This window comes from Bacillus sp. LR_5, from assembly GCF_042709275.1.
Genome location: NZ_JAVAXX010000024.1, coordinates 1 through 26,751, shown reverse-complemented (window position 1 = coordinate 26,751; position 26,751 = coordinate 1). Strand labels below are relative to the sequence as shown.

The following is a 26,751-nucleotide window of genomic DNA, read 5'->3' as shown; positions in this document are numbered from 1 at the left end:
TTCTAACTATCTGATTGTGGCAAACCCACAAAAATAATCAGAATCTTTGTATTTTGAGAATATTGTGAACGTCGGTTTTGTCCATTTACAATAAACTCATACAAATACTTCTTAGATTGCGGGGTGTTGAGGTTGGAAGTGATCACAAGAGATTTTTTCTTATTTTTATCCAAAAGCGGCTTTCTCAATAAAATGGCAAAGAACTGGGGAAGCAGAGTAGCAGCGGGTAAAATTATTGGCGGGAATGATTTTAACAGTTCAATCCCGACCATTCGACAGCTGAACAGCCAAGGTTTGTCAGTTACTGTCGATCATTTAGGCGAGTTTGTGAACAGCGCCGAGGTCGCACGGGAGCGTACGGAAGAGTGCATTCAAACCATTGCAACCATTGCGGATCAGCAGCTGAACTCACACGTTTCTTTAAAAATGACGTCTTTAGGTCTGGATATAGATATGGATCTGGTGTATGAAAATATGACGAAAATCCTTCAGACGGCCGAGAAGCATAAAATCATGGTCACCATTGACATGGAAGATGAAGTCAGATGCCAGAAAACGCTTGATATTTTCAAAGATTTCAGAAGGAAATACGAGTATGTAAGCACAGTGCTGCAAGCCTATCTGTACCGGACGGAAAAAGATATTGACGATTTGGATTCTTTAAACCCGTTCCTTCGCCTTGTAAAAGGAGCTTATAAAGAATCAGAAAAAGTAGCTTACCCGGAGAAAAGCGATGTCGATGAAAATTACAAAAAAATCATCCGAAAGCAGCTCTTAAACGGTCACTATACAGCGATTGCCACACATGACGACAAAATGATCGACTATACAAAGCAGCTTGCCAAGGAAAATGGCATTGCCAATGACAAGTTTGAATTTCAGATGCTGTACGGCATGCGGTCGCAAACCCAGCTCAACCTCGTAAAAGAAGGTTATAACATGAGAGTCTACCTGCCATACGGCGAAGATTGGTACGGCTACTTTATGAGACGCCTTGCAGAACGTCCGTCAAACATTGCATTTGCTTTCAAAGGAATGACAAAGAAGTAAAAAAGGAGAGATTATCATGACAACACCTTACAAACACGAACCATTCACAAATTTCCAAGATCAAAACAACGTGGAAGCGTTTAAAAAAGCGCTTGCGACGGTAAGCGAATATTTAGGAAAAGACTATCCGCTAGTCATTAACGGCGAGAGAGTGGAAACAGAAGCGAAAATCGTTTCGATCAACCCGGCTGATAAAGAAGAAGTCGTCGGCCGAGTGTCAAAAGCTTCTCAAGAGCACGCTGAGCAAGCGATTGAAGCGGCTGCGAAGGCATTCGAAGAGTGGAGATACACGTCTCCGGAAGAAAGAGCGGCTGTCCTGTTCCGCGCTGCTGCCAAAGTCCGCAGAAGAAAACATGAATTCTCCGCTTTGCTTGTAAAAGAAGCAGGAAAGCCTTGGAACGAGGCAGATGCTGATACAGCTGAAGCGATTGACTTCATGGAGTATTATGCGCGCCAAATGATCGAACTGGCAAAAGGCAAACCGGTCAACAGCCGTGAAGGCGAGAAAAACCAATATGTGTACACACCAACTGGTGTAACAGTTGTTATTCCGCCTTGGAACTTCTTGTTTGCGATCATGGCAGGAACAACAGTGGCGCCGATCGTTACTGGAAACACAGTAGTTCTAAAACCTGCGAGTGCTACACCTGTCATTGCTGCAAAATTCGTTGAGGTCCTTGAAGAGTCCGGATTGCCAAAAGGCGTAGTCAACTTTGTTCCAGGCAGCGGAGCGGAAGTCGGTGACTACCTTGTTGACCATCCAAAAACAAGCCTTATCACATTTACGGGATCAAGAGAAGTGGGTACGAGAATTTTCGAACGCGCGGCGAAGGTTCAGCCAGGCCAGCAGCACTTAAAGCGTGTTATCGCTGAAATGGGCGGTAAGGATACGGTTGTTGTCGATGAGGATGCGGACATTGAATTGGCAGCTCAATCCATCTTTACATCAGCGTTCGGCTTTGCGGGACAAAAATGTTCTGCAGGTTCACGTGCAGTAGTCCATGAAAAAGTGTATGATCAGGTATTGAAGCGTGTCATTGAAATTACAGAATCTAAAGTAACAGCAAAACCTGACAGTGCGGATGTTTATATGGGACCTGTCATTGACCAAGGTTCTTATGATAAAATTATGAGCTATATCGAGATCGGAAAACAGGAAGGGCGTTTAGTAAGCGGCGGCACTGGTGACGATTCGAAAGGATACTTCATCAAACCGACGATCTTCGCTGACCTTGATCCGAAAGCAAGACTCATGCAGGAAGAAATTTTCGGACCTGTCGTTGCATTTTCTAAAGTGTCAAACTTTGATGAAGCTTTAGAAGTCGCAAACAATACTGAATACGGTTTGACAGGCGCAGTTATCACAAACAACCGCAAGCACATTGAGCGTGCGAAACAGGAATTCCATGTCGGAAATCTGTACTTCAACCGCAACTGTACAGGCGCTATCGTCGGGTACCATCCGTTTGGCGGCTTCAAAATGTCCGGAACGGATTCAAAAGCAGGCGGACCGGATTACTTGGCACTGCACATGCAGGCTAAAACAATCAGTGAAATGTTCTAAAGCGGGACTAAATGGGCATCCTCCCTGCGGGGATGTCCATTTCATCCATATACCATAAAAAAGAGGAGGAAGTGCCATAGAAAACACACAGCTGATTATTTCGATTTGTATTTATATGGCGGGGATGCTGCTGATCGGCTACTTTGCTTACAAGCGTACGTCGAATCTGACGGATTACATGCTTGGAGGACGCTCTTTGGGTCCGGCGGTAACCGCTCTCAGTGCCGGTGCTGCCGATATGAGCGGCTGGCTGCTGATGGGGCTCCCGGGTGCCATGTTTTCAACAGGTCTGAGCGGTATTTGGATTGTGTTCGGACTTTGCCTTGGAGCATGGGCGAACTGGCTCTACGTTGCGCCTCGGCTGAGAACCTACACTGAACAAGCGGGGAATTCCATCACAATTCCCGGGTTCCTTGAGAATCGCTTCGGAGACCATTCGAAGCTGCTGAGACTGTTTTCAGGGATTGTGATTTTAGTCTTCTTCACATTTTATGTTTCGTCTGGAATGGTATCCGGCGGCGTTTTATTCAACAGTATTTTGGGGATGGAATATCATACAGGCTTGTGGGTTGTGACTGGTGTTGTTGTGGTATATACCCTGTTTGGCGGCTTTTTGGCAGTCAGCTGGACAGATTTTGTTCAGGGGATCATTATGTTTGCCGCACTCATCCTTGTTCCGATCGTTACGTTTTTCCACACGGGAGGAGCAAGTGAAACAGTTACTGAAATCCGCTCTGTTGATCCAGATATGTTTAATATTTTCAAAGGAACAAGCGTCCTTGGCATTATTTCTTTGTTTGCCTGGGGTTTGGGATACTTTGGACAGCCGCATATCATTGTGCGTTTTATGGCGATAACGTCTGTCAAAGAGATCAAAAGAGCGCGCAGAATCGGAATGGGCTGGATGATTTTGTCGGCAGTTGGCGCTGTGCTGACCGGTTTGGGCGGAATCGCTTATTACCATCAGAATGGCATGACACTGAAGGACCCTGAGACGATTTTTATTCAATTAGGGAATATTTTGTTCCATCCGATTATCACAGGTTTTCTGATTTCAGCTATTTTGGCCGCGATTATGAGTACAATTTCTTCCCAGCTGCTTGTAACATCAAGCTCTCTGGTAGAAGATTTGTATAAGTCGATGTTCAGACGCTCAGCTTCTGATAAAGAGCTGGTGTTTTTGGGCCGTATGGCTGTGCTTGTGATTTCTGTCATCGCATTATTCCTTGCTTGGGAGAAAAATAATACAATCCTTGGATTGGTAAGCTACGCTTGGGCGGGCTTCGGTGCATCATTCGGGCCGGTCGTACTGCTCAGTCTGTTTTGGAAACGAATGACCAAATGGGGGGCACTCGCCGGCATGATTGTGGGAGCAGCAACTGTAATCATTTGGGCGAATGCCGGTCTTTCGGACTTTCTGTATGAAATCATACCTGGTTTTGCTGCGAGTCTATTATCTGTCTTTATCGTCAGTGTATTGACGCAGGCTCCGTCACAAGCTGTCGAAGACCAGTTTAAAGACTACCAAGATACAATGTCACAATAAAGATCGAAAGGAGGAGGAAGGGGCTGTCCCTTTTTCCTCTTTTCTCCTTTTAAACGGCTGTTTTTTTCTTTTGGAAACAAACGTATTTTTTTCTATACAAAAAGCCCCCGTATGGATATGATTAAAGTAAAAAAAGTATAGGAGAAAAAGGTATGGAAGAGCTTTTAGAGAGAGTTTTTTCATTTTCAGATGTTGATAAGCTGATTGATTTTATCAGTTATGAACTGCAAAAACCAGTCATACTGGAAAGCGCGGATTTCTTTTTGTTAGCCTATAATTCTTACTATATTAACCATTTTGATTCTGCCAACCAGCAGACTATTTTTTCGAAAAAATGTCCGGTTCAGATTTTTGAGAGGTTTTTGAAGGACGGAATCATTGAAAAACTGAAAACCGAACCTGAGCCTTTTCGCGTCAATAAAATTGAAAGCATTGGGTTAAACCAGAGGGTAGTCGTGAGTGCGAAGCACAAAGGGGAAGTCATGGGCTACATCTGGGTTCAGGAGCTGGACCAAAATCTGACGGAAGAAGAACTCGACTTTTTGTATGAGACCTCTTTCCATGTCGGGAAAATCATTTATAAAACGAACAAGCTGAAACAGGAAAAGGAAGAAAAAGCAGAAGATCTCATCAAACGGGCGATCTATCAGCAATTTACCACTGAGAAGGAACTCAGACGGGAAGCCGAAAGAATCAACACCGTGCTGCCTTCCATGTTTTCAGTTGTCATCCTGCACGCCGCGAATGGGGATGGGGAAGCGGTTGAGGATCTAAAGGAAAATATCAGGTCGTACCTGAATTTGCGGGATAAAGTCAGTCATGTCTTAACGATCGAATCAAATATTGTCATCGTCGTAGCGAGTTTTTCCCAAAAAAGCTCCGTCTCCTCGGCAGCTTCAGAATTTATTAATAAGCTGTTAACACATTTTCACTTTCAGAAAATACCTACCCCTATTTATATCGGTATCGGAAACGAATATGATCACCTTTTAAAACTCGGCAAGAGCTATACAGAAGCACTTGAAGTCATCAAAGCCGCAGAAATCACCGGCAATCAGGAAAACATTCCATATGAATATGCCAAACTCGGCATTTACCGCTATTTAGAAAGCATTGAACAGAAAAATGAATTTTTAGAATATGAGAATAAGGATTTGGCTTTATTAAAAGCAAAAGACCAAGAAAGCAGCACCGAGCTGCTTAAAACCTTGGAAATCTATCTCCTCAACAACTGCAAAACAAAACCAGCAGCAGAACAGCTGTTTATTCACCAAAATACATTGAATTACCGCATCAAACAGATTAATGAAATGACGTCGATCGATTTAAGCGATTTCAGAACACGATGCCAGCTTTATCTTGATTTGATGCTGATGAAAAAGAAATAAAAAAGAAACCAGTACTTGTACTGGTTTCGTCTTCACTTAAAATCCTCTGTAAACATACGGATCATCAGGTTTTTTAATGGTGTTCCAGTCAGTCACTTTCACAACAGGGAGAGTTGATTTGAATGGCTGATAATATTCAGAGGCCAGAGTGCCTTTTATATGAATCCATTCATCATCCTTGATGTTGATGTCCTTCGGAAACTCCACAAGCATCCCGTACACGCCGGAATCAGCGATACAGTGAATGATGCCAAACCTCAACACGAACAGCTGGTTTTTGTTAATCGCGTTTCCTTTGTAAGCAAATCCATGAAATTCAATCGTCCGTCCGAGAAATTCACCCGGATAGTTATAAATGGTTTCCATTCCTTTTAGGAAATCATCATCGGTCAGAGAAATCTCTTTCTTGCTGGAATATTTATTAAACAGCTGTTTCATTTGTTTGTCATAGCTGTCTTGCGCATAATAAAGGCTGGCATCAGGCCGCAAATACTGTGTTTGGGAGTAATGATCTCCGCTTTCCATCGCCTTAAACGAGAACCCTTTTGTTTTAACAATGGATGAGTCAAGCGTCGCAATCGGAAAGAAGATGCCCGACACCAAAGGAAAAAGAAAAACAAGATAAATCAAATAACGCTGATAAAATGGCTTGTTTTGTTCATGGTCATGCTCGTGATCATGGCCGCACCCGCAATCATGATCATGGTGATGCCCGCCTTTTTCAGGCGATTTGATAAATACATATGCTTGAACGGCTGTCAAAATGGCCAGCAGGAAGATCGCAATAAAGGAAAGATAGGAATATTTCATATTGATATATTTTGTTAGATTTCCTGAGGCATGCAGATGGAAAAAGAAAAACGTAAATCCCATCAGCACCAATAGACGAAACATCCAATCACCCCTTTACCAGTAGTGATCCCGCTAAGACAATTACGACAATGTACGTAATCAGCAGGAAAACAAATCGTTTTTTGAAGGCCGCAAGCATCATCAATAGGTTTTTAATGTCCACCATCGCACCAAAGACGAGAAAGGCGATTAACGATCCTAATGAAAATGTGCTGCTGAAGGAAGACGCGATGAACGCATCAACTTCTGAACAAAGCGACAAGACAAACGCTAGACCCATCATCACGAGGGAAGAGGATACATCATTCTGCCCGATCGCAAGCAGAGTGGATGTTTTGACGTATGTCTGCATAGCGGCTGCGATAAAGGCGCCGATGATTAAGTATTTCCCCACGGAGAAAAATTCATCAATGGCATGACGCAAGGTCCCTCCCAGCTTTTGAAGCAGGCTATGGTGATGATGATGGTGATGTCCGGGTTCATCAGGCTTTAACAGCTGGTTATCCTTAAATTGATAGGATAAGATGATCCCAATGATCACCGAAACGGCGAGCGCCAGTCCGCCCCGGTAAAAGACAACGCTCCATCTATTCCCGAACGCAATAAAAGTAGAAAATAAAACGATAGGATTAATGATAGGCGCTGTCAGCATGAAAGCAACGCCCGCATGCAAAGGAACCCCCTTTAACAGGAGCCGCCTCGTAATCGGGATAATGCCGCATTCACAGGCAGGAAATAAAACCCCGGCCAGCGCACCGAATAAAACGGCGAGAAAGCGGTTCTTCGGCATGATCCTCGCAATCATTTCTTCAGAAACAAACATTTGAATGATTCCGGAAAGTATGACGCCAATCAGAATAAACGGAATGGCTTCTATTAAAATGCTGATAAAAATAGAATTCAGCTGAAGAAAAGATGATTGTGCTGTCACAATAAAACCTCCGCTCATGGTAAGCTGCCTCTCTTATGATACCAGAAAAAAAGGCACTGCTTGTTTGACGGAGGAGGGGGAAGGATCGTTTCACTTTGTTTAGGATTCCAAAAAGCCGAGTATGACTCTATCTGTTTCAGCAGCTTCTTTCCCGAGCCAAATCAGGTGCCCCCATGAGTGAAGCAAACAGAGAACAGCGTCAGGAATATGTTCTTTTGCATAATGTGCATGTGACTTGTCGATAAACCCATCATAAACACTTTGCATAATCAGTACGGGGCATGAGATGGCCTGCAGCTCTTTTGAAGAGATAGCGGCTGTTTGTGACAAGTCAAGCAGAAATCCTTCACCTGAGCGCTGCCGGCTGTTCATTTTCCGAAATGCTTCTATGTCTTTTTCATCCATCAGGGACTTGATCCGCTGAAACGAAAGTGTGCTGAATTGCGGGCTCATGGCTTGAAACATGAAACGCGGGAAGGCGTTATTCAGATGAGAAACCAGCTTCCATATCCACTTTTCCACCGGCGGGCGGAAGAGGATTCTCCCCATTTTATATTCAGTATCTTTGGGGGTGAGCCATTCCTTGGTGACCGCGGATTGCAGGGTTAGAGTGTTTACCCTTTCCGGATAATGTGAGGCAAAGCATATGCCGCTCGGCCCTCCTGCTGAGATGGCCAACACATGGACACTGTCGATTTGTAAATGATCTAATAACTTCACATAGAAACGGCAGGCGTCGGCAAGACTTTTTCCAATCTCTTTTGACGTTCGTCCATAGCCGGGCCTTGAAGGCGTGATAATGGAATACCCATGCTCAATCAGCGCCGTGTACCCGAATTCCTCGTAACAATTTGAATGCCCGCCATGCATGACAAAAATGGGGGCTCCCTTGCCTGTTACAGAATATTCTAGTGTATGTCCTTCGATAGTGATCATTTCGACTCGTCTTTTCATCTGTTTCTCCTATTTGTTTTCTGCCTATTATAGAGTTTTCAACAATTTACCACAAGGAGAAGAAATGAATAAACAAAGGCTCGGGAAATATGATATACTTTGTACTGATATTCATTCTCAATTAAAGTGGTTTTGATATAGATGTGAACGGAGGCAGGACGGATGGCTGAGAATCAAGAGATATATGACGTTACGATTATAGGCGGGGGGCCGATCGGGCTGTTTACGGCTTTTTACTGCGGGATGCGGGAGCTGAAAACGAAAGTAATCGAATTTTTGCCACGGCTCGGAGGGAAGGTGTCTTTATTCTTTCCTGAGAAAATCATTCGCGATATCGGTGGAATACCGGGGATTGCGGGAAAACAGCTGATCGAGCAGCTGAAGGAGCAGGCGGCGACGTTTGATCCTGACATCGTGCTGAATCAGCGTGTGATCGGATTTGAACGCTTGGAAGACGGCACCATTGTGCTGACAGGTTCTGAAGGAGAAAAGCATTATACACATACCGTGATTTTAGCTGTCGGCATGGGAACGCTTGAGGTTAATGAGTTTGACAGTGAGGATGCGACCCGGTATGCGGGCAAAAACCTTCATTATGGAGTGGAGAAGCTTGATGCGTTTAAAGGGAAGCGGGTCGTGATATCAGGCGGCGGTGATACTGCGGTCGATTGGGCCAATGAGCTGGAACCGATTGCGGCGTCTGTGACTGTCGTTCACCGGCGCGAGGAATTCGGTGGAATGGAAAGCAGCGTGACGAAGATGAAGCAATCATCGGTGCGGGTGCTCACTCCTTATCGTCTGGGGCAGCTGAGCGGCGATGAAGAGCGCATCCAGAGTGTGACTGTTTGTCATACTGCGTCTGGCCAGAGGGAAGACATAGAGGTTGACGAGCTGATCATTAATCATGGGTTCAAAATTGATCTCGGACCGATGAAGGAGTGGGGGCTTGAGATTGAAGAAGGCAGGGTGAAAGCGGACAGACATATGCGGACGAATCTTCCGGGTGTGTTTGTGGCGGGTGACGCGGCTTTTTATGAAAGTAAACTGAGATTGATTGCCGGCGGCTTTACGGAAGGGCCGACAGCGGTCAACAGCGCGAAGGCTTATTTGGACCCTAAGGCCGAAAATATGGCGATGTATTCAACCCATCACAAAAAATTGGTGCATAAATAAAACAGCCCTTAAAGAGGGCTGCCGCAATCAGCTATGAAGAAGCTTTTTTTCCGCCTGTTGATTTTGAATAAAAGCCAACAATTCATCCTGCTTTTGGACCGCTGTGAATCCATAAGCGCCGGCAACTGAGTCATCGCCTATGCAGACGATGGGAGGTCGGCTTGCTGCGGGTTCCGGCGAAATGCCAATTTGTTCGCCTGTGCTGATCAATTGCTGAACGGACGGTTTGCTCGGGCATACGATCATGTACAGCGGAGATTCACTGATGGTTCGCTGAATCATGTGGGTGAACCGATCATCTATGACGTTTTCATGGGTGATATAAAACGAACAGGACTCATGCTTCTGCATGTTTTCCACTGTATGCCGGCTCCCGACAACAAGACGTTTTTCTGAATCAGGCTGAATGGCGGAGACGAGAAAACCCCGTTTTTCAACCTCCGTCTTTGCTTGCTCAGATGCTGCACTCAGTCGGGCTGTCAGCTGGCGGATGTCGATTTTCTTGGAAGCCAGCGCTTGGAAAAATTCACAAACTGCATGGCGCGATGTGAAAAAAATGTCTTCAAAGGTGCCGATCTTTTGAAGAATCTCTTCATTGACAGGCATGCTCTCAGTCCGCCATTTCGGCCATTCGATGACATCAGCACCGGAAGCACGCAGCTTGTCTGCAAGCGGATCTTCATCTTCGCCATGAGTGACAACCATCAAGTGCTGGCCGATGAGTGGTTTGCTTTCAAACCAGCTGTGTGTTTGAAAATTGACGATATCTCCGATGACGATAATCGCAGGGTTTGTGATCTGGTGTTCCTGTACTTTTTGCTGAATGTTCTCTAGCGATCCTTTCACACTCCGCTGGCGGCCCCACGTACCCCATTGGACCACAATGACAGGGACAGAAGGCGATTTTCCGTATGCGATGAGCTGCTGGCAAATATAAGATAAATTCTTGACGCCCATGTAAAAGACTAGGGTTTGAACGCTTCGGGCAAGCCCTTCCCAGTCGAGATTCGGCGTGCCTTTTAATGATGTATCATGCGCAGTAATCATGGCAAAAGACGATGCGAAATCCCGATGTGTAACGGGGATGCCCGCATATAGCGGCGCTGCAATTCCGGAAGTGATCCCCGGCACCATTTCATAACGGATGCCGTGCTCATGGAGAGCATCTGCTTCCTCGCCGACTCTGCCGAATACACTTGGATCTCCGCCTTTTAAACGGACGACGGTTAACCCCTTTGATGCTTTTTCAACCAGCAGGGCATTGATTTCTCTTTGTTTCATAAAATGGCGGTCTGGCAGTTTTCCACAATAAATAAACTGGCAGTCCGGTGATGCGAATTCGAGGAGCTTCGGGTTGGCGAGCCGGTCATATAAAATAACATCTGCTTCCTCCAGCGCCTGTTTTCCTTTGATGGTGAGCAGTCCTGGATCTCCGGGGCCCGCTCCCACGAAATATACGATTCCGTTCTTCATGATCATGTCATCCTTCCGTCACTGTAAAAAATGAAGGATCACTTAAAAGTGATCCGGTCTTTTGATCAATATACGAGATAAACATATTCTCCCTCGATCAGCGTTTCGTATGTTTTGACGCATCCGTGATCTGGTTCTTGGACGATTCCGTCTTCTAAGGAGATTTTCCAATCGTGCATCGGGCAGAAAACATATTCTCCGCTGACGATCCCTTCTGCCAGGACGCCGCCCTTATGCGGACAGCGGTTTTCGATGGCGCGGATGCTTCCGTTTGAAAGCTTGAAAACTGCGAGCTCCTTATCTTCAATATACACTGTTTTGCCTAATTGTTCAGGCAATTCTTCAATTTTTCCGATACATACTTTTGTTACGTCTTTGTTTACCATGTCCATTCCTCCTTAATGTTTGTTTTTGTCATTACGATGTGGTTACGACATTTTCAAATAACTCTTTAGAGGTTTGTTTATTATCCAAAAAGCCCTTCCACGGATCCTTGTGGACAGAGAGTGTTTCATTCATTCGGTCGTTCAGCTCCTGCCGTTTTTCCGGATCGTTTAACACGGATTGGACATGGGATAAACCGACGCGCTCAAGCCAAGCGGAAGTACGCTCCAGATAGTTCGCGGTTTCCCGGTAATATTGCAGGTAAGCGCCTGCGTATTCTAAGACTTCTTCATTTGTTTTCACCTTCATCAGCAAATCACCGGCACGTAAATGAGTTCCGCCGTTTCCGCCGACATAAAGCTCCCAGCCTCCGTCAATGCCGACAACGCCAAGGTCCTTAATGCCGGATTCCGCACAGTTCCGCGGGCAGGCAGACACGGCCATTTTCACTTTATGAGGCGTGTTCAGCCCTTCGAATTTTTTCTCAAGCGCAATGCCCAGTGCCATGGAGTCTTGGGTGCCGAAGCGGCAGAATTGCTCGCCTACGCATGTTTTTACTGTGCGCAGTGTCTTTCCGTACGCGTAGCCTGACGGCATATCAAGATCTTCCCATACCTTCGGAAGGTCTTCTTTTTTCACGCCGATGAGATCAATTCGCTGACCGCCAGTCATTTTCACGAGCGGGATCTCATATTTGTCGACGACATCTGCGATCTTGCGCAAATCTGTGGAGTTGGTCACGCCTCCGTACATCCGAGGCACGACTGAATATGTTCCGTCTTTTTGAATATTGGCGTGCATTCGTTCGTTAACAAAGCGGGATGTCCGGTCATCCTCGTATTTGGTTGGATTGATCATGCCTAAGTAGTAGTTCAGGGCCGGTCGGCATTTTGAACAGCCTTCTGGCGTTTTCCAGCCGAGCACGTTCATGATTTCTCTTGTATGTGACAGCCCTTTGGCTTTGATTTCTTCTACGACTTCATCTCTCGACAATGTGGTACAGCCGCAAATCGCTTCTTTTTGCGCTGAAGCATCAAAGTCTGATCCGAGCGTATGCTGGAGGATTTCTTCTACGAGCGGCTTACAGCCTCCGCATGAGCGGGATGCACCGGTGCATGCTTTGATCTCGTCTGTTGACGAGCAGCCTTTTTCCTGTATGGCTTGAATAATCATACCTTTTGACACGCCGTTACAGCCGCAGATGATTTCATCGTCGCTCATCGCTGCGGTAATGCTTGTGCCTGCTTCTTGGTTGAGAGGCTGTAAGATTGATATTTTAGAGGTTTCAGTGATATCGGCTTCTTTTTGAATCATAGAAAACAGGCGATTGCCCTCGCTGCTGTCGCCGAATAAAACAGCACCGACAATTTGATTGCCTCTCAGGACGATTTTTTTATAGATGCCGTCCTGTTCATCGAAAACCTTAACCGCTTTTTTCTCATCTGATTCGTTAAAGTCACCGGCAGAGAAGACCTCGACGCCTGATACTTTTAACTGAGTGGAGAGAATGGAGCCTTCATACGGTTTTGTTTCGATGCCGCAAATATGCTTCGCCAGCACTTTTGCCTGTTCATAGAGCGGCGCCACGAGCCCGTATGCGATTCCGCGGTGCTCAGCGCATTCGCCGACCGCATAAATGTGCGGGATTTCAGTTTGCATATAATCGTTGACAATGATTCCGCGGTTGACCGGAATGCCGCTTTCTGCGCCAAGCTGTGTATTCGGGCGGATGCCGACAGCCATGACGACTAAATCAGCTTCAATACTTGTTCCGTCTTTGAAGCGGACGCCTTCGACGCGGTCATCACCGACAATTTCTTCGGTTTGCTTTTCAAGTAAAAAGGTCATTCCTTGTTTTTCTAACTCGTTTTGCAGCAGGCGTCCTGCCGTTGCATCAAGCTGGCGTTCCATCAGGAATGGGGCGAGGTGGATGACGGACACGTCCATGCCGAGATTCAACAGTCCGCGTGCGGCTTCCAAACCAAGCAGGCCTCCGCCGATGACGGCTGCTTTTTTATATTGTTTTGACGCGGCAAGCATCGTGTCTGTATCTTTTATGTCCCGGAAAGCTGTGACGCCTTTTTTGTCTGCGCCCGGAATCGGCAGGATAAAAGGGACAGAACCCGTAGCCAGGATCAGTTCATCATAAGGCTGTATTCTGTCTGCATCTGTGATGACGGTTTTGTTTTCGGTGTCCACTTTAATAACTGTTTCATTTGTATATAATTGAATATGGTTTTCTTCGTACCAGTCCCAATCGTTTAACGTAATATCTTTAATATCTGTATCGCCTTGAAGCACTTTTGACAAAAGGATTCGGTTGTAGTTGGGATGCGGTTCGGCACCGAAAATTGTGATCTGAAACTCGTCTTTTGCAACACTCAGTATCTCTTCAATGGCCCTTACCCCGGCCATTCCATTTCCAACAAGAACTAGCTGTTTTTTTCCCATCAGATGATCCGCTCCTTATCAATGTTTTTTCCAGCGTAGCACAGCAAAAAGGAATATTTAAGATACATGTTATAAAATGTAACAAAATATACGAAAAGTTCTAAAAATTTTATGAAAAATTTAAATAGGCCTGATTCGGACGGCGCATACCTTAAAACCGGGCATTTTGCAGGCTGGATCTAAGGCTTCGCTGATTAAATCATTCACATTTTGAGCATCTGCCCAGTGGATGGGAACAAAAACGGTGTCTTTTCTGATTTGTTCTGATAATTTGCTGCGGACGGTGATGCTTCCCCGCGGCGATTCTATTTTTACGAGAACACGGTCTTCAATATGGAAGGACGCCGCTGTTTGCGGGTGGATTTCCATAAAAGATTCAAAGTGTCTCGCGGTAAGGGCGGCGCTTTTTCTCGTTTGGACGCCTGTTAAGTAATGAGACATGACTCGGCCTGTCGTTAAATACAGCGGATAATCGGCTGTCGGCTTCTCTTTTGGAACAGCCGGTTCGTTTGGGATCACACTTAATGCTGCTTTTTGATCCGGATGTGCAAATGAGTCTGTAAACAAGCGCCCGGTTCCGGGATGATTAGGTTCTGGACACGGCCAGTGAATGCCGCCTTCATGTCTGAGCCTGTCGTATGTGATGCCTGAATAATCAGCAATCCCGCCTCGGCTTGCTTCTCTCAATTCATTAAAAATATCCTCTGCTGACGTGTAAGAAAAATAACGGCCCTTCCCGAGAGCGGATGCGATCTCACAAATGATCTGCCAATCATGCTTTGCTTCACCGGGACACGGCCTGCTTGCTTCTCTTAATGTCACGCGGCCTTCGACATTTGTCATGGTGCCCTCATCTTCTAAATAAGAGGAGGCGGGCAAAATCACATCAGCGTATTTCGCAGTCTCAGAAATAAACAAATCGATCGCGACAAAGAATGTCAGTTTCCTCAGAGCTTTTTTCACGAGATTTGCATTTGGGCTGGAGACAGCGGGATTTGAGCACATGAGGAACAGCCCTTTGATGTCACCGTCATTGATTTTTTCCATCATTTCATAAGCTGAGACACCTTTTCGCGGCAAATCATCCTGATGGATTCCCCACACTTTCGCAATATGCGACCGATGTTCTTCATTTTCAATAGAACGGTAGCCCGGGAGCTGATCGGCTTTTTGGCCGTGCTCTCTGGCGCCTTGCCCGTTGCCTTGTCCGGTGATCGCCCCATAGCCCGAGTAAGGTTTGCCGATTTTTCCTGTGATGAGCACCATGTTTAAGAAGCCTTTCACAGCCGCTGTTCCATCGGTTTGCTGTTCAATCCCGCGGGCTGTAAACAGCATGCCGGATGTTTCCTTGGCAAACTTCACAGCGGCTTTTCGCATGTGCGCCAGCGGAACACTCGTCTGTTCGGAGATATCATTCAGGCTCAACGCGTCAGTATGCTGTTTCAGCTCTTCGAATCCATTTGTTCGTGATCGAATGAAATCTTCGTTTACGAGCTGTTCGTCGATCATGATTTTGACGAGAGCGTTGGCAAGGGCGGCGTCTGTGCCGGGTTTGATTTTCAGATGAAGGTCGGCGATTTTCGTTGTCGCTGTTTCGCGCGGATCAATGGCAATGATGTAAGCACCGTTTTCTTTCGCTTTTTCAAAATACGGCATAATCGTAGGCTGGCATTCCGCAATATTGGTGCCGGCCAGAATGATCACACGGGTGTGGGGAATGTCTGATAAGGGATTCGTTAAGCCTCTGTCCGCGCCGAATGTTTGGTTGGCTGCGGTTGCTGCGGCGGACATACAAAGTCTCCCGTTGTAGTCGATGTATTTTGTCTGTAAGCCCACCCGCGCGAATTTTCCTAACAAATATGCCTCTTCATTCGTAATCGAGGCGCTTCCGTATACAGCCATGGCGTCATGGCCGTGTTCTTGTTGAATCATAGTCACTTGGTCTTTGATATGATTCAGTGCTTCTTCCCAGGAAACAGGCATAAATTCACCGTTTTTCTTCAGCAGCGGCCGGGTGATGCGGGAGGAGTTCAGGGCATGCTGGTGGGCGTTCATGCCCTTCATGCATAATCGGCCCTGTGTCGTAGGATTATCAATCCCGATCGCTGTGTACTTTTTCCGTGTGACGATGGTTTGTTCCACAAGCTGCATTTTGCACTGCATGCTGCAAAACGGGCATTGGGTGTCATACGTTTTTTCTGATTGGATGTCTTGCTGTTTATCACGGAAATATCTAAGCAGTCGTTCAGTCAAAATGCCTCATCCTTTCTTATGTGCGCCAGCCTGTACAGGCGGGTTTTGAATCAGTGACAGGTCTGTTTGGAGGCTTTCCAGCAGCTGTGTCTTAAGCTCCTCTTCAAATAGCACTTCTCTGATATGCACGATCCCGAGACGGTCCATCCACTGATGAACGGCTTCTAAGTAATGAGCCGTTTCACGGTAATACTGGATCAGTCCTTTGATCATGCTGGCAGTGCTGTCTGCGTTGTCAGTAACGCAAAACAGAGCTCCGGAACGGGCATGAGTTCCCCGGACGCCGCCGATGTAAATGTCCCAGCCAGCTTGCGTTCGAATCGCGCCGACATCTTGTATGGCGGCATCGGTGCAGTCTGTTTCACATGATAAGCTGATAGAAATATAAGCGGGCATGGAAAGCATCTCAAGATGTCTCTCGATCTGGGCTGCCAGCTGTTGAATCGATCGGTTTTGTCCGCATGTACATGCTTTGACACTTTGCAGCGTGCGGTGGTGTTCGTTTGAGCGTACGGGCATTTTCAGGTCTTTTTTGATGTTTGGGAGATCCGCGGGTTTGATCCCGGAAAGCTTCAGTCTTTGGCCGTGAGTGATGGATACGTCGGAGATGCTGTACGCCTCGATGATATTGGCGATGTTTCTTAGCTGCTCCGCATTCGTTCGCCCGCCGTACATTTGTGGAATCAGGATGTATGTATCTTCGGCAGCTGATTCAGGCTGAACAAAACCGGGATGAAGCATTTCCAGGTAGTATTGAATCGCCGGAACACATTTGCGGCATCCATTATTCGTTTTCCAGCCAAGCTGGCTCATCGCTTCTCCCGGATTAGTGAATGGCCTGCGCTGAAGCTCGGCAATGATGTCGTCTTCTGTAAAATCAGTACAGCCGCAAAACGAAGGAGTGACGGCGGGCTCTGTATATTCGCTGCTGGTCATGTGCCTCAAAAGGTCTTTAACGAGCGGCTTGCATCCTCCGCAGGAACCGGATGCTTTGGTGCAGTGCTTCACTTCCTCAACAGTTGTTAGGCCTTTCGTGTGTACCGCTTCTTCAATCGCGCCTTTCGTCACTGAGTTGCATTGGCAAATCGTTTCACTGGAAGACATGGAATCAAATAAAGTGCCGGTATTCTCGGGTTCGATGATCTGTTTTTTGACAATGGAGATGTCTCTTTGTTTGAGCAGGCTGTCGAGAAACCGCTGCTTGTCACGTGTATCTCCGAATAAAATAGCGCCGGCCAGTTTGTCATCCTCAAAGAGTGCTTTTTTATAAATGCCTGTTTGTTCATCGTAGATTTTAATACTCGTCGTGCGTTCATCTTCGTGAACCTTTCCAGCTGACCACACATCAATTCCAGCTATTTTTAAAGCTGCAGATGGTGCTGACCCTTGATACCCCTCACATGGAGCACCGCAAATATGTTTGGCGAGAGCTTTTCCCTGTTCATAAAGCGGGGCTGCCAAACCATACAACGTTCCGTTATGCTCGGCGCATTCGCCGACGGCATACACATTCGGTTCACTCGTCTGCATGTAGTCATTCACGATGATCCCGCGGTTCACTGCGATTCCGGCTGACACAGCCAATTGAATATTCGGCCTCACGCCAGCCGCCATCACAATCAAGTCAGCTTTCAATGAAGAGCCGTCTTTAAAACAGATGCCGTCTGCCCGCGAGGTGCCAGAAATGGATACGGTGTCTTTTTCCAAAAGAAAGGTTAAGCCTTTCCGTTCCAGCTCTGTCTGCAGCAGCCTCGACGCCGTTTGATCCAGCTGTTTTTGCATAATGCCGGCAGAGTGATGAATGACGCTGACATCCATGCCGAGATGCTGTAAACCGACTGCTGCTTCCAGTCCTAATAAGCCGGCTCCGATCACCGCTGCCTTTTGATAGTGTTTGGCCATGCTCATCAACGCTTGGCAGTCTTCTATTGTTCGAAATCCGTAGACGCCTTCTTTGTCCGCCCCGGGGATGGGGAGAATATGAGGGGAGGAGCCTGTTGCCACTATTAATTTGTCATAAGAATGGGTGCGTTTCCGGTCCGTGATAACCCGCTGCTGAACTGTATCAATGTGAACAACCGTTTCGCCTGTGTAAAGCGTAATCCCGTGCTTGTCGTACCAATCCTTGTTGTTCAGTGTAATGTCATCGAGTGACGCCTCACCCTGCAATACAGAGGATAAGAGAATGCGATTATAGTTGGGATGCGGTTCGCTTCCGAAAATGACAATTTCGAACATTTGGCGATTCAGCTTTAAAACTTCTTCAATACAGTGGATTCCGGCCATGCCGTTCCCTGCTAACACCAATCTTTGTTTCTTCATGTGCCAGACCTCCTTTGATTCTCCTATTAAAAATTATGTCACAATGCATTGTTAACGCATTAAACGTGTCACAAAAACTTACACATGTCTTTTCCAGAAAAAAATGGTCATATATTCTTGATTCAGAAAATTTAAAATAATTAAGGGTCAAGAAAGGGGAATCTTATGAAGCTGTCGGAACTGAAAACTAGCGGTCATCCACTCACTTTGCTCTGTTCCTTTTTATACTTTGATGTGAGTTTTATGATATGGGTTATGCTTGGGGCGCTGGGTGTTTATATTTCTCAGGATTTTGGCCTGTCCCCATTTGAGAAAGGGCTTATCGTGGCTGTGCCGATTTTATCAGGATCTGTGTTTCGTATCATTTTAGGTGTTTTAACGGACAGAATCGGACCGAAAAAAACGGCAATGATCGGGATGCTGGTGACAATGATTCCGCTGCTGTGGGGGACATTTGGCGGCCGCTCGCTGCCTGAGCTGTATGCCATCGGGATTCTGCTTGGCGTGGCGGGGGCAAGCTTTGCCGTTGCGCTGCCTATGGCAAGCCGGTGGTATCCGCCTCATTTGCAGGGGCTTGCGATGGGGATCGCCGGCGCGGGGAACAGCGGCACTTTGTTTGCAACCCTGTTTGGCCCGCGTCTTGCAGAGCAGTTCGGCTGGCACATTGTTATGGGAATTGCGCTTATTCCTTTGCTGATCGTCTTTATTCTTTTTGTGTCCATGGCAAAGGATTCCCCTGCACAGCCGGCGCCGCAGCCGCTCAAAAGCTATCTGCATGTGTTCGGGCAAAAGGAAACATGGTTTTTCTGCCTGCTGTACAGTGTCACATTCGGGGGATTTGTCGGGCTATCAAGCTTTTTATCTATTTTCTTTGTCGATCAATACCAGCTGTCAAAAATTCACGCGGGCGATTTCGTTACATTATGTGTGGCGGCGGGAAGCTTTTTCCGGCCTGTCGGGGGCTGGATTTCCGATCGTGTCGGCGGCACAAAAGTGCTTTCTGTATTGTTTGTCATCGTGGCCCTGTGTATGGCTGGGGTCAGCAGCCTGCCGTCTCTCTCAATGGTCATCGTTCTTTTGTTTGTCGGAATGATGGGGCTCGGAATGGGCAACGGAGCCGTATTCCAGCTCGTACCGCAGCGCTTCCGCAAAGAAATCGGCATGGTGACGGGAATCGTCGGCGCGGCCGGCGGCATAGGAGGATTTTTCCTGCCGAACATCTTAGGATCGCTAAAACAGATGACAGGCACATATGCTATCGGTTTTATCACGTTTTCCTGTATCGCGCTGCTGGCGTTTGCGCTCGTGCTTGCCGCAGGCTATTACTGGAGAAAAAGCTGGAGCGCGGAAAGCAGCCCCGCTGATATTTAGGTTTTGACGGACACGCATTTGTGCGTGTCTTTTTTATTTTCTCTTGATTTTAATCAGTGAACCCATCAAAATAAATAGTAATTATTACGATTTGTTAATGAGAGGAGTTTTCTGATTGAATCAACAAATGCCGCTTCCGGGAAAACCGGAACGTCTTCAATACTTTGGGTCGGTCAGTCCGATAAAAGGCGAGAAACCTGTAGAAAAAGAGAAAATGAAGGATCTGCAAAATATCAGGAAGGATTATTTTTTTGACATTCAGCATGTAGGTGTCGCTAATGTGTCCCATCCGGTCACAATCACTTCTGCCATGACGCCTGCTGAGCAAACAACGACTGCGAACTTTACAATGACTTGTGATTTGCGGAGGAATCAGAAGGGGATTAATATGAGCCGGTTAACAGAGCTGCTCCAAATCTATCATCAAAACGGCTGGATTCTCTCATTTTCCTCTCTACAGCAATTTACGAAAGAGCTTGCAGAAAACATGGACCAGTCATCAGCTTCAGTCGAAGTGCGGTTTCCATGGTTTTTCGAACGGAAAAGTCCGAAGCTTGAGAAAGCGGGTTTGATGCATGCTGACATATTGATGTCTGTCACCCATCGCGAAGATCAGCCGTTTGAACAGCGTGCCGGCATCTCAGCGAAAGTAACGACCCTGTGCCCTTGCTCCAAGGAAATCAGTGAATACAGCGCTCATAATCAGAGGGGGACGGTCAGCATTTGGGCTGATATTCATCCGGCAGTATCGCTTCCAAGCGATTTTAAAGCTGATTTGCTTGACGCCGCAGAATCAAATGCTTCTGCGAGACTGCATCCGGTTCTTAAGCGCCCGGATGAAAAAGCCGTGACGGAAACAGCATATGAGAATCCGAGATTTGTTGAGGATCTCGCCCGGCTGATTGCCGCGGATTTGTATGAGCTTGAATGGGTGTCAGCCTTTGAGATTGAATGCCGCAATGAAGAATCAATCCATCTCCACGATGCCTATGCGAAGCTGCGTTTTTCGAAACAGGAGGATAGAATATGAAACTCTTATTATTATTTGTTGCTGTTCTTGTGCCGGCCAGCCTGCTGTCAGCCTGCTCTGATCATGCGGAAGAACACGCAAGCGCTGATACAAAGAAAACAGCAGAGCACGTAACGTCCGACCAAAAGACAGAAAAAACTAGCATCGATTGGACCAAACCATCAGGCGGTGAATACCCGAATATCAAGCAGAAACATGTCTGGATTGATGTAGACGTGAAAGACCAGAAGGCTTACATCAAAGAAGGAAGTAAAACCTTATATACAATGATTGTCTCGTCAGGACTGGATCAAACAAAAGATGATGCTACGCCAAAGGGCACCTTTTATATAGAGCCTGAACGGGGAGAATGGTTTTTCTCCGAAGGATATCAGGAAGGTGCGGAATACTGGGTCTCATGGAAAAACCATGGCGAATTTCTATTTCACAGTGTGCCGATGACAAAGGATAAAAAAGTCATCGAAAAAGAAGCGAAAAAACTAGGGGTGAAGGCATCTCATGGATGTATCAGGCTGGCCATCCCAGATGCGAAATGGATATATGAAAACATCCCTGAACATACAAAAGTTGTGATCGCTTGAATGGAAAGCGGTTGACAAAAAGGAAAAAAAGCCATACGATTTAAATCGTAATAATTACGTTTTGTAGAGAGGAGATTCTCCCATGTATAAATGGCTGATCATTGGCGGCGGCATCCAAGGCACAACCTTGGCTGTGCATCTGGTGAAAAGCGGAAGGGCATCGATTGAGGATCTTGCTGTCATTGATCCCCATGAACGGCCTCTTGAATGCTGGAAACGAAACACAAGCCGCATTCAGATGAAATACTTGCGCTCTCCATCGGTTCATCATGTAGACACAGAGCCGTTCAGCCTGCAAACGTATGCGGATAAAAGCCAATGGCCGGAAGTATTCTTTGGAAGATATAAGAGGCCCTCGCTGTCGCTCTTCAATCAGCACTGCGAGACTGTGCTGAATGAGATACATATTGATCAAGCATGGAAAACAGGCATGGTGACAAATTTGAGAAGGAAAAACGGGTTGTGGGAAGCGGAGACAGATACCGCTGGAACTCTCACGGGGGAACGAGTGGTTTTAGCCATGAGTTTTTCTCATCAGCCTTCTTGGCCGGAGTGGACAAAACCATATCAGAATGACGGCATTTATCATGTGTTTGACAGAGAGGTGCACGATGTAAGCAATGAAAGTGTGCAAATGGCAGTTGTGGGCGGAGGGATAACGGCGGCTCATTACGCCATAAAGCTCGCAGATGACGGCCATGATGTGACGATGCTGGTGAGGCATCCGTTCCGGATCTATGACTTCGATAGTGATCCAGGATGGCTTGGTCCGAAATATATGAAAGCATTCAGTAAAACGTCTGACTATCAAAAGCGAAGGCAATGGATTACAAGCGCCAGACATCGTGGCTCTTTTCCAAAGGACATTTCAAGAACACTTGCTGTCTATAAGGAGGAGGGCAGAATAAAAGTCATTCAGGATGAAATTGATTCTTGCCAAAAAACAGATGACGGCAAGATACAGATACACTGTAAAACCAGCGAATCGCGATACGAATACGAGCGTGTCGCATTGGCAACAGGTTTTACCTCGGACATCAGCCGGTTCGATTGGGTACAGAGAGCAGCGCAAGCGGAGCAATTGCCTTATGCAGGCTGCGGTTTTCCGATTGTTGGCAAGGATTTGCAATGGGGAAAAGGCTTATATGTGATGGGAGCCTTTGCTGAATTAGAAATCGGGCCGACAGCGAGAAATATTTCCGGAGCACGAAAAGCTGCTTACACCATTGCCTATACGGCGAAGCATACGAATTAAATCGTAATGATTCTATTTTATAAGGGAGGACATTAGTATGAAAAAAATTCCGGTTACCGTACTGAGCGGTTATCTTGGCGCTGGAAAAACAACATTGCTGAACAGCATTCTGCAAAATCGTGAAGGCTTAAAAATAGCGGTCATCGTCAACGATATGAGTGAGGTGAACATTGACGCAGGCTTGGTTAAGCAGGAAGGAGGCCTTTCCAGAACAGATGAAAAGCTTGTGGAAATGTCAAACGGCTGCATTTGCTGTACGCTTCGCGAAGACTTATTAATTGAAGTCGAGAAGCTGGCAAAAGACGGGCGGTTTGATTATATCGTGATTGAATCGACAGGAATTAGTGAACCGATCCCGGTGGCTCAGACTTTTTCTTATATCGATGAAGAGATGGGGATCGACCTTACAAAATTCTGTCAGCTGGATACGATGGTGACAGTGGTTGATGCCAACCGTTTTTGGCATGATTATCAGTCAGGCGATAGCCTTCTGGATCGCAAAGAAGCGCTGGGGGAAGAGGATGAAAGAGACATTGCCGACCTCTTGATCGATCAAATAGAGTTTTGTGATGTTTTGATCTTGAATAAATGTGACCTGGTCAGTGAGCAAGAGCTCGAACAGCTTGAAAAAGTGCTTCGCACACTGCAGCCAAGAGCCAAATTCATTCGTTCCGTCAAAGGAAATGTAAAACCGCAGGAGATTTTGCATACAGGGTTATTTAACTTCGAGGAAGCGAGCGGGTCAGCAGGCTGGATTCAAGAGCTGACAGCAGGCCATGCGGAACACACCCCAGAAACAGAAGAATACGGCATCTCTTCATTTGTGTATAAAAGACGTTTGCCGTTTCATTCTACACGGTTTTATCGCTGGATGGATCAAATGCCAAAGAACGTGGTTCGTGCCAAAGGAATCGTCTGGTGCGCCTCGCATAACAATCTCGCTTTGCTGATGTCGCAAGCAGGACCGTCGGTTACGCTTGAGCCAGTATCGTATTGGGTGGCGGCGTTGCCAAAGCTTGAGCAGGAGCAAGTCAAACAGCAGGAGCCCGAAATTTTGGAGGACTGGGATCCGGAATTCGGCGACCGCTTGACGCAGCTTGTGTTTATCGGAACAGATTTGGATGAAGAAGCGATCACGAAAGAGCTTGATCAATGCCTGCTGACTGAGTACGAATTTGATTCCGACTGGTCGCTGTTTGAGGACCCGTTCAAGTGGAAGCTGAATCAATAGAAAAAGGCCGTCTCCTGAGGAGCGGCTTTTTTAATAAAACGTTTGTTTAAACATAATGAGCGTATTTTTTCTCAAGGATATTCTGAAAAGCTGCCGCTGCTGAGCAGATGGCCCAATAAATGAGAGCGGTCAGAATATACATGGTCATGTAATCAAACTCTCTGCCGCCGATGATTTTCGCATGCTGGAGCAATTCCGGCACTGTAATCATTGCAGCGAGAGAGGACGCTTTGATTAAGTCGAGCAATACATTGGCAAGCGGAGGCAGCGCAATACGGATCGATTGCGGCAAAATGATACCCCTCATCGTCTGCCAATAGGAAAGGCCGAGAGAGGATGCGGCTTCCCACTGTCCTTTTTCAACGGATGAAATGGCTGAACGGTTAATTTCTGCAATGTAGGCGGCGCTGTTAAGACTAAAGCCAATTAAAGCGGCTGTGACAGCGGAAAATTCAATGCCGATATAAGGAAATCCGAAATAAAGGATAAACAAGATCACTAAAATCGGAACGCCTCGCATAAATGAGATATAGAGCTTCGCCGGCCACCTTAACAAGGCAAGCTGAGACATTCTGGCGAGTGATATGAACAGGCCGATCACCGTTCCCGCAAACATGCTCACAAAAGAGATGAGCAGCGTATATCCAATGCCTTTTATGACATAAGGGAACGATTCAATGGCCAGCTTTGTGTTGAAAATATATTCCCACTGAATGGTATTTATCATGGCGTCCGATTACAAATCAACGTCCTGAACGTCGACATCCAGTTTCTTTGATACATCTGCTTTATTGAAGAATTGTTTCGACAGCTTTGTCAAAGTGCCATCCTTGCTCATTTCTTTCAATGTTTCGTTCATCTTTTTCTGAAGTGCTGCATTGCTTTTTTTCATGACAAGCGCCTGTTTGTTCGGCATGTACTTGATGTCAGGATGGATCGTAATGTTAAGATCCGGGAATGCTGCGAGCGCAAGTGTCTGCAGGTAATAGTCGTTTAAAATGACATCAGTGCGTCCGTTGGCGACATCTTTTAAATACTGCTCATTGGTCGCATTATCATAAATCACTTCTTGAGCGCCGTATTTTCTCGCTACATCCATGTAGACTGTCGTAGCTGCGCCAGCGGCCTTCTTCCCTTTTAAATCCTTAAGCGTTTTAATCCCTGATAAATCGTCTTTTCGGACGATTGCCGTGCCGTATGAATATTTATATGGAGTGGAAAACGCGAACTTCTTCTCGCGGTCCTTCGTCACATCGATGTCATTTGCGGCTGCGTCAACCTGGCCGCTGTTCACCGCTGTCAGCATTCCGTCAATGCCCATCTCCTTGAACTCAACCTTCAGACCCAGGCGTTTTGCCGCTTCACGAACGACTTCAACCTCATAGCCCGTCAGCTTATCGGAACCAGAATCGGTATCGTGATAAGAAGTGGGATAAAGCGTGCCTGATGTAGCGACAACAATTTTCCCTTTGTCTTTGATCTGCTCCCAGCCTGTATCCTTGGAATCGGCTTCATTTTTGCCGGAACAGGCTGCCAATATAAGAAAGAAAGCCATTGTGAAACTGAATATAACGGCTTTGGATTGCATGAATGATTTCACCTATGTTTCCCCCAATCTGTTAATCAACTAAAAAGATAGCACTGAACATAAGGGGTTGCAATATGTTGATGACGTTTTCAAAAAGTTCGAATTGTGTATACAAAAGCGTGTGAGCGTTTAAAAGCGGATGTACAGGGAACCAGTGACAATAAAGGAGTTGTCCAAGGATGAAAGCACTGACATATCAAGGAAAAGAGCATGTTGAGCTGATCCCAGATCCAGGATGCCATTACACCAGTGGGCCGGGCACTCGTTATTCATCTAATGCCAATGCTGTATGAAATGGTCAAGAAGCATGAAATCGATCTTTTGCATAAATTAAGTCTTGCTGATGGCCCTAAGGCATATGATATATTCGATAAGAAAGAAGATGGAAACATCAAAGTCATATTGAAGACATATGGGGGAGTCAAATGAATATTTACAAACCAGCCGGATTCCGGATTAGATTAGGAGCTTCATTGCTGGATTACATGATTGTCTCGGTGCATCTTTTGCTGCCTGGTTTTGGAACGGCTACCTTATCGGAAAAAGAATCTGCGGTATCAGAATCGTAAAAAAAGACGGATCACAGGTCAGCCTGTTAACGATGTTTTTGCGGGTTATTGTTGCGGGTCTGGTTTACGGCATAACTTTCGGACTCGGCTTGATCGCCAGCCTGATTCTGATCGGCGTCCGAGAAGACAAACGGACACTGCATGATTTAATCGCGGGAACGTATGTCACTTACGCGCCCCTGGGTGAAGAAGAACTTTATACTGATGAACAGATCAGAAAGAGCGAATAATGGTTCGCTCTTTTTCTTTTGCATGTATAAAAAATGCAATGCAGCAAAACATATGAAAAATAGGATTGGAGGAATAAATTGGATGAAACGGATAAAAATCAATATCATCACAATGTTCATAACCGCAGCTGTCATATCTCTGACCGGCACAGCTGAAGCCGCTGAAAAACAGCAGCAGCCTCCCGCAAATGTCACACTGACAGATCAGCAAAAGAAAGAAATTGAACAGCTGGAAGCAGACATATTAAAAAAGCGCAAAGACGTAATCTCAAAGTATGTGCAATACGGTGTCCTGCCTAAAGAAAGAGGAGAACACATCAAAAATCACATGGACAAACACTTTGAAATGATGAAACAAAACGGCTTTGTTCCAAAGCCCCATCCTCATCAGCATAAATTTGAAAAAAGACATTAAGACGGTAAGCATCCAATGGGAATTGGGTGCTTTTTTATTGTGAAAAAGTTCCTGTAATAAATGAGTAAAGTTTTAGAAAATAATGTCGTAGTAGTCAGTTATATCGTATAATGAGATATAAAGGGGTGTGTATGATGGAA

Annotated in this window: 21 protein-coding genes and 2 pseudogenes; 13 read left to right on the top strand and 10 right to left on the bottom strand. The window is 46.1% G+C overall.

Going from position 1 to position 26,751, the window contains the following annotated elements; translation table 11 throughout:
• Positions 1-138 precede the first annotated feature (138 nt).
• The 4 genes from putB to putR all read left to right on the top strand — a co-directional run bounded on the left by putB (position 139) and on the right by putR (position 5,548).
• Positions 139-1,050, top strand: coding sequence for a proline dehydrogenase PutB (putB, locus tag RAC86_RS08000; RefSeq protein WP_072566805.1), 912 nt, complete (start codon positions 139-141; stop codon positions 1,048-1,050).
• Between the two features lie 16 nt (positions 1,051-1,066).
• Positions 1,067-2,614: an L-glutamate gamma-semialdehyde dehydrogenase gene (pruA, locus tag RAC86_RS07995; RefSeq protein ID WP_003224827.1), complete on the top strand. Its 1,548-nt coding sequence runs from the start codon at positions 1,067-1,069 to the stop codon at positions 2,612-2,614.
• 91 nt (positions 2,615-2,705) lie between these two features.
• On the top strand, positions 2,706-4,160 hold the full coding sequence (gene putP, locus RAC86_RS07990) for a sodium/proline symporter PutP (protein WP_072565710.1): 1,455 nt from the start codon (positions 2,706-2,708) through the stop codon (positions 4,158-4,160).
• Between the two features lie 152 nt (positions 4,161-4,312).
• Entirely contained in the window at positions 4,313-5,548 is a 1,236-nt protein-coding gene (putR, locus tag RAC86_RS07985) for a proline utilization transcriptional regulator PutR (protein ID WP_072565711.1), read from the top strand.
• A 36-nt stretch (positions 5,549-5,584) separates the two neighbouring features.
• Here putR and RAC86_RS07980 read toward each other — a convergent pair whose 3' ends face one another.
• The 3 genes from RAC86_RS07980 to RAC86_RS07970 all read right to left on the bottom strand — a co-directional run bounded on the left by RAC86_RS07980 (position 5,585) and on the right by RAC86_RS07970 (position 8,285).
• On the bottom strand, positions 5,585-6,442 hold the full coding sequence (locus RAC86_RS07980; RefSeq protein WP_072565712.1) for a TIGR03943 family putative permease subunit: 858 nt from the start codon (positions 6,440-6,442) through the stop codon (positions 5,585-5,587).
• Positions 6,443-6,446: 4 nt separating this feature from the next.
• On the bottom strand, positions 6,447-7,331 hold the full coding sequence (locus RAC86_RS07975; protein ID WP_072566806.1) for a permease: 885 nt from the start codon (positions 7,329-7,331) through the stop codon (positions 6,447-6,449).
• Positions 7,332-7,430: 99 nt separating this feature from the next.
• Complete coding sequence (locus tag RAC86_RS07970; RefSeq protein ID WP_072565713.1) at positions 7,431-8,285, bottom strand: alpha/beta fold hydrolase; 855 nt, start codon at positions 8,283-8,285, stop codon at positions 7,431-7,433.
• A 162-nt stretch (positions 8,286-8,447) separates the two neighbouring features.
• Here RAC86_RS07970 and ffoR point away from each other — a divergent pair, with 162 nt between their 5' ends.
• Complete coding sequence (gene ffoR, locus RAC86_RS07965; protein WP_072565714.1) at positions 8,448-9,458, top strand: ferredoxin--NADP(+) reductase; 1,011 nt, start codon at positions 8,448-8,450, stop codon at positions 9,456-9,458.
• 27 nt (positions 9,459-9,485) lie between these two features.
• Here ffoR and cobA read toward each other — a convergent pair whose 3' ends face one another.
• The 5 genes from cobA to nirB all read right to left on the bottom strand — a co-directional run bounded on the left by cobA (position 9,486) and on the right by nirB (position 18,341).
• Positions 9,486-10,937: a uroporphyrinogen-III C-methyltransferase gene (gene cobA / locus RAC86_RS07960; RefSeq protein ID WP_072565715.1), complete on the bottom strand. Its 1,452-nt coding sequence runs from the start codon at positions 10,935-10,937 to the stop codon at positions 9,486-9,488.
• Between the two features lie 59 nt (positions 10,938-10,996).
• Positions 10,997-11,317 (bottom strand): nitrite reductase small subunit NirD, encoded by a 321-nt coding sequence (gene nirD / locus RAC86_RS07955; RefSeq protein ID WP_024120163.1) that lies wholly within the window; start codon positions 11,315-11,317, stop codon positions 10,997-10,999.
• Positions 11,318-11,348: 31 nt separating this feature from the next.
• Positions 11,349-13,766: an NADPH-nitrite reductase gene (gene nasD, locus RAC86_RS07950; protein WP_072565716.1), complete on the bottom strand. Its 2,418-nt coding sequence runs from the start codon at positions 13,764-13,766 to the stop codon at positions 11,349-11,351.
• A gap of 120 nt (positions 13,767-13,886) precedes the next feature.
• Positions 13,887-16,019 carry an assimilatory nitrate reductase catalytic subunit NasC gene (gene nasC, locus RAC86_RS07945; RefSeq protein WP_072565717.1) on the bottom strand — a complete coding sequence of 711 codons (2,133 nt, stop codon included), beginning with the start codon at positions 16,017-16,019 and terminating at the stop codon, positions 13,887-13,889.
• 6 nt (positions 16,020-16,025) lie between these two features.
• A complete protein-coding gene (nirB, locus tag RAC86_RS07940) occupies positions 16,026-18,341 on the bottom strand; it encodes a nitrite reductase large subunit NirB (RefSeq protein ID WP_072565718.1) in 2,316 nt (771 codons plus the stop codon).
• 165 nt (positions 18,342-18,506) lie between these two features.
• On the opposite strand from nirB, the gene RAC86_RS07935 reads away from it, so the two are divergent.
• The 5 genes from RAC86_RS07935 (at position 18,507) to zinU (ending at position 23,809) form a co-directional block, all read left to right on the top strand.
• Entirely contained in the window at positions 18,507-19,712 is a 1,206-nt protein-coding gene (locus RAC86_RS07935) for an MFS transporter (RefSeq protein ID WP_014112599.1), read from the top strand.
• A gap of 115 nt (positions 19,713-19,827) precedes the next feature.
• Positions 19,828-20,742 (top strand): GTP cyclohydrolase FolE2, encoded by a 915-nt coding sequence (gene folE2 / locus RAC86_RS07930; RefSeq protein ID WP_072565719.1) that lies wholly within the window; start codon positions 19,828-19,830, stop codon positions 20,740-20,742.
• The gene (locus RAC86_RS07925) at positions 20,739-21,323 is read left to right on the top strand and encodes a L,D-transpeptidase (protein WP_072565720.1); all 585 of its coding nucleotides are present in this window, start codon (positions 20,739-20,741) and stop codon (positions 21,321-21,323) included. The genes folE2 and RAC86_RS07925 overlap by 4 nt, the downstream gene beginning before the upstream one ends.
• 82 nt (positions 21,324-21,405) lie before the next feature.
• On the top strand, positions 21,406-22,578 hold the full coding sequence (locus RAC86_RS07920) for an NAD(P)-binding domain-containing protein (RefSeq protein ID WP_072565721.1): 1,173 nt from the start codon (positions 21,406-21,408) through the stop codon (positions 22,576-22,578).
• A 37-nt stretch (positions 22,579-22,615) separates the two neighbouring features.
• Positions 22,616-23,809: a zinc metallochaperone ZinU gene (gene zinU, locus RAC86_RS07915; protein ID WP_014112603.1), complete on the top strand. Its 1,194-nt coding sequence runs from the start codon at positions 22,616-22,618 to the stop codon at positions 23,807-23,809.
• 46 nt (positions 23,810-23,855) lie between these two features.
• Here zinU and RAC86_RS07910 read toward each other — a convergent pair whose 3' ends face one another.
• Together RAC86_RS07910 and RAC86_RS07905 are read right to left on the bottom strand one after the other, a co-directional pair.
• Entirely contained in the window at positions 23,856-24,536 is a 681-nt protein-coding gene (locus RAC86_RS07910) for an amino acid ABC transporter permease (RefSeq protein WP_072565722.1), read from the bottom strand.
• A 9-nt stretch (positions 24,537-24,545) separates the two neighbouring features.
• A complete protein-coding gene (locus RAC86_RS07905) occupies positions 24,546-25,409 on the bottom strand; it encodes a transporter substrate-binding domain-containing protein (protein WP_072565723.1) in 864 nt (287 codons plus the stop codon).
• Between the two features lie 237 nt (positions 25,410-25,646).
• On the opposite strand from RAC86_RS07905, the pseudogene RAC86_RS07900 reads away from it, so the two are divergent.
• From RAC86_RS07900 to RAC86_RS07890, 3 genes and pseudogenes are all read left to right on the top strand, one after another.
• Positions 25,647-25,826 (top strand): annotated as a pseudogene (locus RAC86_RS07900) (hypothetical protein); the annotation flags it as partial.
• Positions 25,823-26,196 (top strand): annotated as a pseudogene (locus RAC86_RS07895) (RDD family protein). The pseudogenes RAC86_RS07900 and RAC86_RS07895, both read left to right, overlap by 4 nt.
• Before the next feature lie 82 nt (positions 26,197-26,278).
• The gene (locus RAC86_RS07890) at positions 26,279-26,611 is read left to right on the top strand and encodes a YckD family protein (RefSeq protein ID WP_014112608.1); all 333 of its coding nucleotides are present in this window, start codon (positions 26,279-26,281) and stop codon (positions 26,609-26,611) included.
• Positions 26,612-26,751: the final 140 nt, after the last annotated feature.

Bases quoted from the DNA above. Each gene is read 5' to 3' on its own strand.
- RAC86_RS07910 (WP_072565722.1), bottom strand. From the start codon at position 24,536: ATGATAAATACCATTCAGTGGGAATATATTTTCAACACAAAGCTGGCC.
- zinU (WP_014112603.1), top strand. From the start codon at position 22,616: ATGAAAAAAATTCCGGTTACCGTACTGAGCGGTTATCTTGGCGCTGGA.
- RAC86_RS07970 (WP_072565713.1), bottom strand. From the start codon at position 8,285: ATGAAAAGACGAGTCGAAATGATCACTATCGAAGGACATACACTAGAA.
- RAC86_RS07925 (WP_072565720.1), top strand. From the start codon at position 20,739: ATGAAACTCTTATTATTATTTGTTGCTGTTCTTGTGCCGGCCAGCCTG.
- nirD (WP_024120163.1), bottom strand. From the start codon at position 11,317: ATGGTAAACAAAGACGTAACAAAAGTATGTATCGGAAAAATTGAAGAA.
- cobA (WP_072565715.1), bottom strand. From the start codon at position 10,937: ATGATCATGAAGAACGGAATCGTATATTTCGTGGGAGCGGGCCCCGGA.
- RAC86_RS07935 (WP_014112599.1), top strand. From the start codon at position 18,507: ATGAAGCTGTCGGAACTGAAAACTAGCGGTCATCCACTCACTTTGCTC.
- RAC86_RS07890 (WP_014112608.1), top strand. From the start codon at position 26,279: ATGAAACGGATAAAAATCAATATCATCACAATGTTCATAACCGCAGCT.
- nirB (WP_072565718.1), bottom strand. From the start codon at position 18,341: ATGAAGAAACAAAGATTGGTGTTAGCAGGGAACGGCATGGCCGGAATC.
- RAC86_RS07920 (WP_072565721.1), top strand. From the start codon at position 21,406: ATGTATAAATGGCTGATCATTGGCGGCGGCATCCAAGGCACAACCTTG.
- putR (WP_072565711.1), top strand. From the start codon at position 4,313: ATGGAAGAGCTTTTAGAGAGAGTTTTTTCATTTTCAGATGTTGATAAG.
- nasD (WP_072565716.1), bottom strand. From the start codon at position 13,766: ATGGGAAAAAAACAGCTAGTTCTTGTTGGAAATGGAATGGCCGGGGTA.
- RAC86_RS07980 (WP_072565712.1), bottom strand. From the start codon at position 6,442: ATGTTTCGTCTATTGGTGCTGATGGGATTTACGTTTTTCTTTTTCCAT.
- ffoR (WP_072565714.1), top strand. From the start codon at position 8,448: ATGGCTGAGAATCAAGAGATATATGACGTTACGATTATAGGCGGGGGG.
- pruA (WP_003224827.1), top strand. From the start codon at position 1,067: ATGACAACACCTTACAAACACGAACCATTCACAAATTTCCAAGATCAA.